This window comes from Gemmobacter aquarius (assembly GCF_003060865.1).
Classification (GTDB): domain Bacteria; phylum Pseudomonadota; class Alphaproteobacteria; order Rhodobacterales; family Rhodobacteraceae; genus Paragemmobacter; species Paragemmobacter aquarius.
The window spans coordinates 1725924-1738476 of the sequence record NZ_CP028918.1 but is presented as its reverse complement, the minus strand read 5'-3'; the positions used below and the strand labels follow the sequence as shown (position 1 = coordinate 1738476).

Genomic DNA, 12553 nt, shown 5'->3' with positions numbered 1-12553 from the left:
CCCGTTCGGCTTTACCGCACGATCAATCCGATCAAATCCCGTCGAGCAGATTTTCCACCCGTCCTATGCCCGCAATCCGCAGCAGCGTTTCTTCGGCGCGGCGGGCGTCTTCGGGCGTGGCGGCACTGCCGCGCAGATAGACCGTGTCGCCGCGCTGTTCCAGCGTGATGCCGCTGGTGTCTAGCCCGTCGATGCCGTCGAGCGCGGTCGTTGCCGCGCCGAGCAGGTCATCGGGCGGGACGCCTTCGGCTTCTACCTCGGTCTCGGGTTCGGGCGTGGTGTCGGGCGCCGGATAGGGCGCGTCGCCTTGCCAATCAACGTTGGCGTCGAATTCGCGCCAGCCTTCGCGTTCGGGAGACGGTTCACCGTGATTGCCGGGGTTGGGATGGGTTTGCCCCGCGCGCGATGGCGGGGGCTGGGTGTCATATCCGCCTGCGTCAAGGCGGCTTTCGTCACGTTCGCCCTGCGATGGGGCAGTGCCGTGGTGCGGATCTTTGGGTTCTGGCATGTCATCCTCCGGTTCACATCGGGAACGGCAGCGGGGGCGCGGGGGTTCCTCAGGCTCCTCGAAGGGAGACGGGAATGGACCGCAAGGATTTCGACGCATGGCAGGACAGGGTTTCGGGGCGGGCACGGCTGTTGTGGACCGACGCAGGCGAACCCGAAGGCGGGCCGGAACGATTCGAGGAGCAGGCACGCGAACTGCTGGCCATCGAGGAAAATCCGGCAGCGACAACGAAGCCGGTGGATGGGGGGCCAGATGCAGAGTCCCTGATCGCGGTGGAAAATCAGGGCGAGTTTCCCACGCTGACCGATCAAGGCGAGGAGCAGAGCTATCCGGCGACAGGGCCAGAGTGGCCGGATGTGCCGCCTGCCGATTGACGGGGTGATTTGCGGGGCCGGTTTGCGGGGCCATCTGGCATCCCTGTGGCGGGCAGGCTAGTCTGTGCCAAGACAAGGGACAGGCAGTATGGCGCGCAAGGCATTGATAACGGGGGCGGGTGCTGCGGGAGGCATCGGCCTTGCCACGGCGCGGGCGCTGGGGGCTGCAGGCTGTGCGCTTGCGATCACCGCGACGACTGGCCGTATCCATGCACGGGCCGCCGAATTGCTTGCCGAAGGCTTCGACGTGACCGCCCATGTCGCCGATCTGACCGATCCGGTTCAGGTCGCGCGGCTTTGGTCCGAGGTTGGCGCCGTCGACATTCTGGTCAACAATGCAGGCATGGGGTCTGTCGGGTCGCCGGCCGAGCAGGTTGCGTTTCTCGACATCGATCCCGACCAGTGGCGGCGGGCGATGGATGCGTCGCTGACCACGGCTGTGCTGGTGACACGGGCCTTTCTGCCGCCGATGGTCAAGCGGGGCTGGGGGCGGGTGGTGATGATGGCCTCGGTCACCGGGCCTTTGGTCAGCAACCCCGGCGAGGCCGCCTATTCGACCGCCAAGGCGGGGATGATCGGCCTGACCCATGCGCTGGCGCTCGAGGTTGCGGCGCGCGGGGTGACGGTGAACGCGGTTGCACCGGGCTGGATCGGGACCGAGGCCTTGACCGATGACGAACGCGCGGCGGGGCGTGCCACGCCGACCGGTCGGGCGGGGCGACCGGGCGAGGTGGCAGCAGTGGTGGCTTTCCTTGCATCCGAAGGGGCGTCTTACGTGAACGGGGCGACGCTGGTCGTCGATGGCGGCAACATCCTGCAAGAGCGCAAGGCATGACGCCCGCCGCAAGGGCCGCTGCGGCAATAGGGGTGCTCGACCGGATTCTGGACGGGCAGGTGGCCGAAGTCGCGCTGACCAACTGGGGCCGCGCCAGCCGCTATGCCGGATCGGGTGACAGGGCGGCAGTGCGTGACATCGTCTATGATGCGCTGCGGTGCCGCCGGTCTTTCGCGGCGCTTGGTGGCGGTGAGACGGGTTATGGGCTGGTGCTTGGCTGGGCGCGGTCGTCGGGGCAAGAGGCGCTGTTTTCCGGCGAAGGACATGCCCCTGCGGTACCGCAAGACGCGGGGCGCGAGCCCTTGGGGTTAGAGGCGCTGGATTGTCCCGAATGGCTGGGGCCTGCGCTTTCGCACAGCCTCGGGGCGGATTTCGCCGCTGTGTTGCAGGCGATGCGGCAGCGTGCGCCGGTGTTTTTGCGGGTCAATCTGGCAAAGACACGGCGCGAGGCCGCGATTGCGGCACTGGCCGCCGAGGGAATCGTTGCACGGCCACATCCCCTTGCCGACAGCGCGCTTGAGGTGACCGAAGGCGCACGCAAGGTGCAGGCGAGCGAAGCCTATGGCGATGGTCTGGTCGAGTTGCAGGACGCGGCCTCGCAGGCGGTGGTGGCGATGCTGCCGCTGCGAGACGGGATGCGGGTGCTTGACCTTTGCGCCGGGGGCGGCGGCAAGACCTTGGCAATGGCGGCGCGGGCGAAGCTGTCGCTCTTTGCCCATGACGCCGAGGCGCGGCGCATGGCGGACCTGCCGGCGCGGGCCAAGCGGGCCGGGGTTTCGGTGACGGCTTTGGCGCGGCCCGAAACTGCTGCGCCATTCGATCTGGTGCTGACGGACGTGCCCTGTTCGGGATCGGGCAGCTGGAGGCGCGATCCGCAGGGCAAATGGGCGCTTGATGGCGACAGGCTTGCCGCGCTGACGGTGGTGCAGGCCGCGATTCTGGACCGTGCGGCGGGGATGGTCGGGCGTGGCGGCGTGATCGGCTACGCGACCTGCTCGCTTCTCGATGCCGAAAACGGGGCGCAGGTCGCTGCGTTTCTGGGCCGCCACCAAGGCTGGCGCATCGAGGCCGAGCGCAGCTTTACCCCGCTCGAGGGCGGTGACGGATTTTTCGGCGCTGTCCTGCGCGCGCCCTGAAACCTTAACCCCTTGTTAAACCTTCGATGCCAGAAACGTGGCAGGGCAGGGGGGCAAATGCAGGCTGGCGGACGGGTTGGATCAGAGCGAAAGATCGTTTGGCTGGCGATTGCGATCTGCATTGCCGCCTTCGCCGTGATCGCGCTTTGGTCGCAACAGCCTGTCGCGGTCGCTCTGGCCGCGCTAGGGTCGGCGACGGGACTGGCGATCATCTGGCTGTTGCCGCATTTTGCACGCCAGGTTGCGGCGCGGTGGCGGGGTTTGGCTGCGGTTCTGCGATTTCGCAAAGAGCCGAAGTTCGAGGCTTTGCCCGTGCCGTTGATCCGGTTCGCATCGGACGGCACAGTGCTTGCGATGAATGCTGCGGCGCGCGATCTGGCGGGAAACGGGCCAAAGACCCGCATGGCGCATGACATGTTCGAGGATCTGGGACGTCCGGTCGCCGATTGGCTGCGCGACGTGGCCGAAGGGCGGCACCCGGGCGGGGCTGAGGTGTTGCGCTTGCGAAATGCGCGCGAAACGCGGCATTTCGTGCAGATCACGGCGCAGCGGTTCGGCGAAGCCGAGGTTATGGGGGTCTTGCAGGACGCTACCGCCCTGAAACGCCTGGAGGCGCAGTTCACGCAGAGCCAGAAGATGCAGGCCGTTGGCCAGTTGGCAGGTGGTATCGCACATGATTTCAACAACATCCTGACCGCAATCACCGGCCATTGCGATCTTTTGCTGCTCCGCCATCGCCCCGATGATCTGGACCATGAGGATTTGCAGCAGATCCAGCAAAACGCCTACCGAGCGGGCGCGCTGGTCAAGCAGCTTCTGGCATTTTCACGCAAGCAGACGCTGGTGCCCGAACGGATCGACCTGACCGAAGTGCTCGGGGAACTGGCGCATCTGCTGAACCGGCTGCTGGGCGGGGCGGTGCATCTGGACCTGAACCATGCGCCGGTGCCCATCGCCCTTCGGGTGGACAAGGGACAGTTCGAGCAGGTCATCGTCAATCTGGCGGTCAATGCGCGCGATGCGATGCCGACCGGCGGGGTCTTGCGGATCGAGTCCGAGGTGATGGAGCTGACTGTCGCGGCCGAACGTGACCGCGTCAGGGTTCCTGCCGGCAGCTATGCGGTGATCCGGGTCGTGGACAGCGGAACCGGAATTCCGGCCGACATCATGCCACAGATCTTTGAACCCTTCTTTACGACAAAACGGACGGGTGAGGGGACAGGGCTGGGGCTTGCGACGGTTTACGGCATCGTAAAGCAATCGGGCGGCTTCATCTTCGTCGACTCGGCGCATGGCGAGGGGACGGAATTCCAGCTGTGGTTTCCGCTATGCACCACACCCGCCGAAGCGGCGCAAAAGGTGGTAACCCGGCGACGCGCGGCGACAGAAGGCGTCGTGCTGCTGGTCGAGGACGAGGCACCGGTACGCGCCTTTGCCGCACGTGCGCTGCGGCTGCGCGGTTTGACGGTTCTGGAATCGGCAAGTGGCGAACAGGCGCTGGAAATCGCCGCGACCGACGTAAAGATCGATATCTTCGTGACCGATGTCATCTTGCCGGGTCTGACCGGACCCGAATGGGTCGAGCAGGCCCTGCAAGGGCGGGCGGGCACGCCGGTCGTGTTCATTTCCGGATACGCCGCCGATGCGCCATCGGAAGCGCAGGGACGAATCCCTGCATCGGTCTTCCTGTCAAAGCCGTTTTCGCTGGCCGAGCTTTCCGAAACCGTCGGCGCGCAGATGCCGCGCCCGCCGACCGATCAGCCCGAAGTGTTGAGCGTTTCGTAAAGCGCAAAGTCACGGGCTGCGGTCTTTCGCAACCGCGCCTCGGTTTCGGGCGAAAGCTGCAGGTCCCCGGGGGCGAGACGTTCAGTCGCGGCAGGATGATTTCGCAGTTCAGGCGATCTTCGAGAAAATGCAGGAAGGTGTCGATCTCCTCGTAGCGGAACAGATGGTCGACGCCCTTGTCTCCCTTGGGCTGAAGAAATTTGGCCTGACTGCCGACAGCGGCGAATTCGGGCTGCGGATCATCGCACCACGCGTTCACGAAGCGGTCGAAGGAGATCGCGGCGGTCGATTTCGCCGGATCGGTCACCTCGTCGCGCTGGCGGTAGCGGAACCACGACCCGAGCCAGTCGCGCGGCTCGCGCATCAGGGCCACAAGGGTGAAGGGCTGGCCCGAGGTCACTTCGAGATAGGGGCCGATGAAGCGGTGGAAGCGCTGCACGGGTGTGTGTTTCAAGACCGGCGGGCGCTGCACCGCCATGGTCGCGAGCGGTTCGAGAGCGGATTCGATGGCTGTCGATCCGGTCTTGGGCGTGGCGAGGATGGCCAGACGTTGTTCCCAGAAAACCAGCATTTCAAAGCACCCTGTTACGAACTCTGCCCTTCTACACGCTGCGGCTGATCTAAACCAAGCCTTAACCATTCGCGTCGATAGTGGAATGGCGAAAAAACCATTTGCCATGTTCCTGTTTTGTGCTCATAACGGTGAGAACACTTGGGGAACAAGCGCAGCGATTGCCGCCGATCCGCGGCTGTGAAATATAGGGAGACGGACTATGTCGACAGCGACACTCCTCGACTTGAACGGAAAGCGCGAAATGGACAAGCAGAAGGCGCTGGAAAGCGCACTGGCACAGATCGAACGGCAGTTCGGCAAGGGCTCGATCATGAAACTTGGGGAAAACAACCCAATCATGGACATCGAGGCAACCTCGACCGGATCGCTGGGCCTTGATATCGCGCTGGGAATCGGTGGCCTGCCCAAGGGGCGCATCATCGAAATTTACGGGCCGGAATCTTCCGGTAAGACCACGCTCACGCTGCATGTCGTTGCCGAAGAGCAGAAAAAAGGCGGAGTTTGCGCCTTTGTCGATGCCGAACACGCGCTCGATCCGCAATATGCCAAGAAACTGGGCGTCAATCTGAACGAGTTGCTGATTTCGCAGCCCGACACAGGCGAGCAGGCACTGGAAATCGTCGACACGCTGGTTCGGTCGGGCGCGGTCAGTCTGATCGTGGTCGACTCGGTCGCCGCGCTGACGCCGAAGTCCGAGATCGAGGGTGACATGGGCGACGCGCAGGTTGGCGCGCAGGCCCGTCTGATGAGCCAGGCGATGCGCAAGCTGACCGCCAGCATCGGGCGCAGCAACTGCATGGTCATCTTCATCAACCAGATCCGCATGAAGATCGGCGTGATGTTCGGCAGCCCCGAAACCACGACGGGCGGCAACGCGCTGAAATTCTACGCCAGCGTCCGTCTGGACATCCGCCGCATCGGCGCGATCAAGGAAAAGGACGATGTGGTGGGCAATGCGACCCGCGTGAAAGTGGTGAAGAACAAGGTAGCTCCGCCCTTCAAGCAGGTCGAATTCGACATCATGTATGGCGAGGGGATTTCCAAGACCGGCGAGCTGGTCGATATCGGGGTCAAGGCCGGTGTCGTCGAAAAATCCGGGTCATGGTATTCCTATGGCGACGAGCGGATCGGACAGGGGCGCGAGAATGCCAAGCTGTTCCTCAAGCAAAACCCGGCCACCGCGCAAGAGATCGAAGAAAAGATCAGGGCGGCCAACGGTCTGGACTTTATGATGGCCGAAAGCGAAGGCGATGCGGACGTGGTGGATATGTAGAATTTGACCGAAAGGTCGAAAAAGGGGCCGGAGCCATGGGGTTCCGGCCTTTTTTCATTGGGCAGGCCCGCAGCGGTGGACAGGGACGCGCGGCGGGGATAATTGAAAGGCCGAAAACCGGTTTTCCGCCTTTTGAAAGGGCACCTCGGGCATGGCGTCGCTGAACGATATCCGCTCTACCTTCCTCGATTTTTTCCAGCGCAACGGGCACCGCGTGGTCGACAGCTCGCCACTGGTTCCACGCAACGATCCGACCCTGATGTTCGCGAATTCCGGCATGGTCCAGTTCAAGAACTGCTTCACCGGCGTCGAGACACGTGACTACCAGCGGGCGACTACGGCACAGAAATGCGTGCGCGCGGGCGGCAAGCACAACGACCTCGACAATGTGGGCTACACCGCGCGGCATCATACGTTCTTCGAAATGCTCGGCAATTTCAGCTTTGGCGATTACTTCAAGGCCGATGCCATCGCGTTTTCGTGGGAGTTGCTGACTCGCGATTTCGCAATCGACCCGAAGAAACTGTGCGTCACGGTCTACCATACCGATGACGAGGCGGCGGATATCTGGAAAAAGGTCGCGGGCCTCGACGATGCCCGCATCATCCGTATTCCGACCGATGACAACTTCTGGCGTATGGGGCCGACCGGCCCTTGCGGTCCCTGCACCGAGATCTTCTACGATCACGGCGACCACATCTGGGGTGGCCCTCCGGGCAGCAAGGACGAGGATGGCGACCGCTTCATCGAGATCTGGAACAACGTCTTCATGCAGAACGAGCAGTTCGCAGATGGGTCGATGCGCCCGCTCGACATGCAGTCGATCGACACCGGCATGGGGCTGGAGCGGATCGGCGCGTTGTTGCAGGGCAAGCACGACAATTACGACACCGACCTGATGCGCAGCCTGATCGAGGCGAGCGCCCATGCGACGAGCAGCGATCCCGATGGTCCGGGCAAGGTGCATCACCGCGTGATCGCCGACCATCTGCGCTCGACCTCGTTCCTGATCGCCGACGGGGTGATGCCGTCGAACGAAGGGCGCGGTTATGTGCTGCGGCGGATCATGCGCCGCGCGATGCGGCACGCGCATATGCTGGGCGCGGATGATCCGGTGATGTTCCGGCTGGTTCCGGCGCTGGTGCGGCAGATGGGGGCGGCATACCCCGAACTCGCGCGCGCGCAATCGCTGATCGAAGAGACGCTGCGCCTTGAAGAAACGCGCTTCAAGCAGACGCTTGACCGTGGCTTGCGGCTGCTCGATGACGAATTGGCACGGCTGCCAGAGGGCGGGGCCCTGCCCGGTGCGGCCGCGTTCAAGCTTTACGACACCTATGGTTTCCCGCTCGATCTGACGCAGGACGCGCTGCGCGAAAAGGGGCGGGCCGTGGATGTGGCCGGTTTCGATGTTGCTATGCAAGAACAGAAAACCAAGGCGCGGGCGGCGTGGTCGGGCACCGGCGAGGCGAAGGACGCCAACATCTGGTACGAATTGGCCGAGGCGCATGGCGTATCCGAATTCCTCGGCTATGACACCGAAATCGCCGAGGGCGTGGTAAACGCGCTGGTGCGCGAGGGCGGCGAAGTGGCTGAGGCCGCGACCGGAACGTCTGTGCAGATCGTGGTGAACCAGACGCCGTTCTATGCGGAATCGGGCGGTCAGGTCGGCGATGCGGGCTGGGTGCGTACCGAAACGGGTCTTGCCCATGTGACCGACACCAAGAAATCGGCGGGGGTGTTCATCCAAGTCGCCGAGGTGGTCGAGGGTCGGATCATCAAGGGCCAACCGGCGAAACTTGAGGTCGATCACAAGCGGCGCGGGGCGATCCGGGCGAACCATTCCGCAACGCACCTGCTGCACGAGGCGCTGCGGCGTGCCTTGGGCGATCACGTCGCGCAGCGCGGCAGCTTGAACGCACCGGACCGCTTGCGCTTTGACTTCAGCCATTCGGCGGGCATGTCAGCGGGTGAAATCGCTGCGGTCGAGGCCGAGGTGAACGAATATGTGCGCCAGAACACTGCGGTTGAAACCCGGATCATGACGCCGGACGATGCGCGGGCCTTGGGCGCGCAGGCACTGTTCGGCGAGAAGTATGGCGACGAGGTTCGCGTCGTGTCGATGGGCGCGCTGGACGGGTCGGGCAAGGGCGCGGACGGGCGCACCTATAGCCTCGAGCTGTGCGGTGGCACCCATGTCGCGCGCACCGGCGATATCGGGGCCTTCGTACTGTTGTCGGAAAGCGCGTCGTCGGCAGGGGTGCGCCGGATCGAGGCGCTGACGGGGCAGGCGGCGCTTGACCATCTGCGCGCGCAGGATGCGCGTCTGGCCGATGTGGCTGCGGTGCTGAAGGCTTCGGTTTCCGAGGTGGTGGACCGCGTCAAGGTGCTGGCCGAAGAACGGCGGGCGCTGATGAACGAGGTCGCGCAGCTGCGCCGCGAGGTTGCGATGGGCGGCAAGTCTGCCGGACCGGAGGCCGTCGAGGTGGGTGGCGTGAAATTCATCGCTCAGGTGATTTCGGGTGTTTCGGGCAAGGATCTGCCCGCGCTGATTGACGAGATGAAGGCGCGGCTGGGGTCGGGTGCGGTGCTGCTGATCGCCGATACCGGGGCCAAGCCTGCGGTTGCAGCGGGGGTGACGGCAGACCTGACGGCGCGGATCAGTGCGGTGGCGCTGGTCAAGGCGGCGGCCGAAGCGATGGGCGGCAAGGGCGGCGGTGGCCGGCCCGACATGGCGCAGGCCGGTGGTGCCGATATCGGCGGGGCAGATGCGGCGATCAAGGCGGCAATGGCCGTGCTGGAGGGATAGGACATGCCGACAGCTTTGTGGATTGCCCATGTGCATGTGACCGATGCCGAGGCCTATGGTCGTTATGCTGCCGGCGCAGGGCCTGCGATTGCGACCCATGGCGGGGTGTTCCTTGCACGTGGCGGGCGTTATGTCCAACTTGAGGGAAACGACCGCGCCCGCAACGTGGTGGCACGCTTTCCAAGCCTCGAGGCGGCGGTGGCCTGCTACAATTCGCCCGAGTATCAGGCGGCGTTGGCCCATGCCAAAGGCGCTTCGCTGCGCGATCTGATGGTGGTCGAGGAAATCGGCTGACAGACCTGCCATTGCATGAGGGCGGCCCCGTTCGGGGCCGTTTTCATTTGTGCCCGACAGTTGCTTTCTGCCTGCCTTTGGTTGACGGCGGCGACCCAATCGTTAATCTTTTGTAACTAACTCTGACCATGTGCCTTGCCGAGTTTCGTTGGTGCTGCCGAAACCCGAGCTTGCAAGGACCACGCGCATGGCTGCTTTTCCGGACTGGAACGATCTTCGCGACATTCTATTGATCACCGAGGCGGGCACGCTTTCGGCGGCAGCGCGGGCGGCCGGGGTAAGCCAATCCACGATGTCGCGGCGGCTTGCGGCGATCGAGGCTGCCGGAAATCCGGTTTTCCTGCGCGACGAATCCGGGCGGATGACCCCGAATTCGCGTGGCCGTGACATGGTGGCCGCCGCGCGCGACATGCAGGAGGTGTTCGAAAAGCTGCGACAGCGGTTGACCGATGCGCCGCCGCCGCTGCGGATCGCGACATGCGATGTGTCGGCGCGGCTGTTTTTGTCATCTGCGCTGCCGCTTTGGTCGGGGCGGGCGGAAAGTCCGGCAGAGTTGACGATTGTCGAGGACATCACGCTGGCTGCGGGGGCCGATGTGAGTGTTGGCCCGATGACAGCCGTACCCGAGCGTTGTGCGGGCCAGTCGTTAGGGCGGATCGAGTGGGGGCTTTATTCTGCGCCGGCCTATGTTGTAGCGAACCGGATCAGGGGGCGGTTGGACACGCTGGAGGGCCAGTCGATGATCCGCGCGTCCGGCAGTCTGGCCGAGACGGCGGCCTATCGCTGGTTGCCCCGGCAGGGCGGTGTGGTCGCGATGCTGGCCGCAAGCACGGGTGCGATGATCGAGGGCTGTGCGGCGGGAATGGGGATCGCCCTGTTGCCAACCCTGCTGGCCGAGAGCGATGCGCGGCTTTTGCCGGTCGATGGGCCACGGCCTGCGTCAAGCGAGGTCTGGGCAATCTGCGACGCGGCGCGGGCAGAAGAGCCGCAGATCGCAGGGTTTTTCCGCTGGGCGCGCAATCACTTTCGCAATCACGCGCCCGGCGAGCGTAGGGCCGGTTAAGACGCCTTGGCGGACCGCTTGCGCTCATGCGGATCGAGGTGGCGTTTACGCATCCGCACCGATTTGGGGGTGACTTCGACCAGTTCGTCATCATCGATATAGGCGATGCACTGTTCGAGCGACAGCTTGACCGGCGTGGTCAGGCGAACGGCTTCGTCGGTGCCCGAAGCGCGGACGTTGGTCAGCTGCTTGCCCTTGAGCGGGTTCACCTCGAGGTCGTTGTCGCGGCTGTGTTCGCCGATGATCATGCCGGTATATACCGGTTCCTGGACACCGATGAAGAAGTGGCCGCGATCTTCGAGCTTCCACATCGCATAGGCGACCGAAATACCGGATTCCATCGAGATAAGAACGCCTTGGCGGCGGCCTTCGATCGGGCCCTTGTGCGGGGTCCAGCCGTGGAAGACGCGGTTCAGAACGCCGGTGCCGCGCGTATCGGTCATGAACTGGCCATGATAGCCGATCAGGCCGCGCGAGGGCACGTGCGCGATGATGCGGGTTTTGCCCGCGCCTGCCGGTTTCATCTCGAGCAGATCGCCCTTGCGCGGGCCGGTCAGCTTTTCGATCACGGGGCCGGTGTATTCGTCATCGACGTCGATGGTGACTTCCTCGACAGGCTCGTGGCGGACGCCGTCGATTTCCTGGAACAGCACGCGGGGGCGGCTGATCGACAGCTCGAACCCTTCGCGGCGCATGTTTTCGATCAAGACGCCCATTTGCAACTCGCCGCGACCGGCGACTTCGAAGGCATCGCCGCTTGGGGTGTCTGTCACTTTGATCGCCACGTTGATCTCGGCTTCTTTCATCAGGCGCTCGCGGATGACGCGGGATTGCACTTTCGTGCCTTCCTTGCCGGCAAGGGGTGAGTCGTTGATGCCGAAGGTGATCGAGATGGTCGGCGGGTCGATCGGCTGGGCCGGAAGGGACGTGTCGATTTCAAGGGCGCAAAGCGTGTCGGCCACTGTGGCCTTGGTCATGCCTGCGAGGGTGACGATGTCACCGGCTTCGGCGGCATCGATCGGCGTCATGACGAGGCCGCGATAGGCCAGCACTTTCGACACGCGGAACTGTTCGAGCCGCTCGCCGTCGCGCGACAGGGCCTTGATGGTTTCGCCTGCGCGCAGGGTGCCCGCCTCGACCCGGCCTGTCAGGATGCGACCGATGAAAGGGTCGGCAGACAGGGTAGTCGCAAGCATCTGGAAGGGCTCGCTGCGGCGGGCAATCTGCTTTGGTTCGGGCACGTGTTTGATCACGAGTTCATAAAGCGCGGTCAGGTCCTTGCGCGGACCGTCAAGCTCGTTATCGGCCCAACCGTTGCGGCCCGATGCATAAAGCACCGGAAAATCAAGCTGTTCGTCGTCGGCGCCAAGGTTGGCGAACAGGTCGAACACCTCGTTCAGGGCGCGCGACGGTTCGGCATCATGCTTGTCGACCTTATTGAGCACCACAATGGGGCGCAGGCCGAGGGCGAGGGCTTTCGATGTCACGAATTTGGTTTGCGGCATCGGGCCTTCGGCGGCGTCGACCAGCAGCACCACACCATCGACCATCGACAGGATACGTTCAACCTCGCCGCCGAAATCGGCGTGGCCGGGGGTGTCGACGATGTTGATGCGTGCGCCGCCCCATTCGAGGCTGGTGCATTTGGCAAGGATCGTGATCCCGCGTTCGCGTTCGATGTCGTTGCTGTCCATGGCGCGTTCGGCAACGGCCTGGTTGTCACGGAACGAGCCGGATTGTTTCAGAAGCTCGTCAACGAGCGTGGTCTTGCCATGGTCGACGTGGGCGATGATGGCAATGTTGCGAAGCTCCATCGGGGAGGGTCTCTTTCATCAGAAGTGTTGGCAGTGTGTGTTGGCGCGGCCTTAGCCCGAATTGGCCCGAAAGGCCAGAGAAACCTTGCTG

General features: G+C 64.0%; 10 protein-coding genes and 1 pseudogene. 8 read left to right on the top strand and 3 right to left on the bottom strand.

Going from position 1 to position 12553, the window contains the following annotated elements:
• Positions 1-31: 31 nt before the first annotated feature.
• Entirely contained in the window at positions 32-508 is a 477-nt protein-coding gene (locus HYN69_RS08370) for a BON domain-containing protein (protein ID WP_108435342.1), read from the bottom strand.
• A gap of 74 nt (positions 509-582) precedes the next feature.
• Here HYN69_RS08370 and HYN69_RS08365 point away from each other — a divergent pair, with 74 nt between their 5' ends.
• From HYN69_RS08365 to HYN69_RS08350, 4 genes are all read left to right on the top strand, one after another.
• Entirely contained in the window at positions 583-882 is a 300-nt protein-coding gene (locus HYN69_RS08365) for a hypothetical protein (protein WP_108435341.1), read from the top strand.
• An 88-nt stretch (positions 883-970) separates the two neighbouring features.
• On the top strand, positions 971-1717 hold the full coding sequence (locus HYN69_RS08360; protein ID WP_108435340.1) for an SDR family NAD(P)-dependent oxidoreductase: 747 nt from the start codon (positions 971-973) through the stop codon (positions 1715-1717).
• Entirely contained in the window at positions 1714-2853 is a 1140-nt protein-coding gene (locus HYN69_RS08355; protein ID WP_108435339.1) for an RsmB/NOP family class I SAM-dependent RNA methyltransferase, read from the top strand. The genes HYN69_RS08360 and HYN69_RS08355 overlap by 4 nt, the downstream gene beginning before the upstream one ends.
• A gap of 57 nt (positions 2854-2910) precedes the next feature.
• On the top strand, positions 2911-4638 hold the full coding sequence (locus tag HYN69_RS08350) for an ATP-binding response regulator (protein ID WP_108435338.1): 1728 nt from the start codon (positions 2911-2913) through the stop codon (positions 4636-4638).
• Here HYN69_RS08350 and HYN69_RS21915 read toward each other — a convergent pair.
• Positions 4611-5209: pseudogene (locus HYN69_RS21915) on the bottom strand (hypothetical protein). The gene HYN69_RS08350 and the pseudogene HYN69_RS21915 sit on opposite strands and share 28 nt — an antisense overlap.
• Before the next feature lie 202 nt (positions 5210-5411).
• On the opposite strand from HYN69_RS21915, the gene recA reads away from it, so the two are divergent.
• The 4 genes from recA (at position 5412) to HYN69_RS08325 (ending at position 10648) form a co-directional block, all read left to right on the top strand.
• Complete coding sequence (gene recA / locus HYN69_RS08340; protein WP_108435337.1) at positions 5412-6485, top strand: recombinase RecA; 1074 nt, start codon at positions 5412-5414, stop codon at positions 6483-6485.
• A gap of 151 nt (positions 6486-6636) precedes the next feature.
• On the top strand, positions 6637-9291 hold the full coding sequence (gene alaS, locus HYN69_RS08335; RefSeq protein WP_108435336.1) for an alanine--tRNA ligase: 2655 nt from the start codon (positions 6637-6639) through the stop codon (positions 9289-9291).
• Positions 9292-9294: 3 nt separating this feature from the next.
• Positions 9295-9585: a DUF1330 domain-containing protein gene (locus tag HYN69_RS08330; protein ID WP_108435335.1), complete on the top strand. Its 291-nt coding sequence runs from the start codon at positions 9295-9297 to the stop codon at positions 9583-9585.
• 187 nt (positions 9586-9772) lie between these two features.
• On the top strand, positions 9773-10648 hold the full coding sequence (locus HYN69_RS08325; RefSeq protein WP_108435334.1) for a LysR family transcriptional regulator: 876 nt from the start codon (positions 9773-9775) through the stop codon (positions 10646-10648).
• Here the strand turns inward: HYN69_RS08325 and typA are convergent.
• On the bottom strand, positions 10645-12462 hold the full coding sequence (gene typA / locus HYN69_RS08320) for a translational GTPase TypA (RefSeq protein ID WP_108435333.1): 1818 nt from the start codon (positions 12460-12462) through the stop codon (positions 10645-10647). The genes HYN69_RS08325 and typA overlap by 4 nt on opposite strands.
• Positions 12463-12553: the final 91 nt, after the last annotated feature.

Bases quoted from the DNA above. Each gene is read 5' to 3' on its own strand.
- recA (WP_108435337.1), top strand. From the start codon at position 5,412: ATGTCGACAGCGACACTCCTCGACTTGAACGGAAAGCGCGAAATGGAC.
- HYN69_RS08355 (WP_108435339.1), top strand. From the start codon at position 1,714: ATGACGCCCGCCGCAAGGGCCGCTGCGGCAATAGGGGTGCTCGACCGG.
- alaS (WP_108435336.1), top strand. From the start codon at position 6,637: ATGGCGTCGCTGAACGATATCCGCTCTACCTTCCTCGATTTTTTCCAG.
- typA (WP_108435333.1), bottom strand. From the start codon at position 12,462: ATGGAGCTTCGCAACATTGCCATCATCGCCCACGTCGACCATGGCAAG.
- HYN69_RS08370 (WP_108435342.1), bottom strand. From the start codon at position 508: ATGCCAGAACCCAAAGATCCGCACCACGGCACTGCCCCATCGCAGGGC.
- HYN69_RS08350 (WP_108435338.1), top strand. From the start codon at position 2,911: ATGCAGGCTGGCGGACGGGTTGGATCAGAGCGAAAGATCGTTTGGCTG.
- HYN69_RS08360 (WP_108435340.1), top strand. From the start codon at position 971: ATGGCGCGCAAGGCATTGATAACGGGGGCGGGTGCTGCGGGAGGCATC.
- HYN69_RS08325 (WP_108435334.1), top strand. From the start codon at position 9,773: ATGGCTGCTTTTCCGGACTGGAACGATCTTCGCGACATTCTATTGATC.
- HYN69_RS08330 (WP_108435335.1), top strand. From the start codon at position 9,295: ATGCCGACAGCTTTGTGGATTGCCCATGTGCATGTGACCGATGCCGAG.
- HYN69_RS08365 (WP_108435341.1), top strand. From the start codon at position 583: ATGGACCGCAAGGATTTCGACGCATGGCAGGACAGGGTTTCGGGGCGG.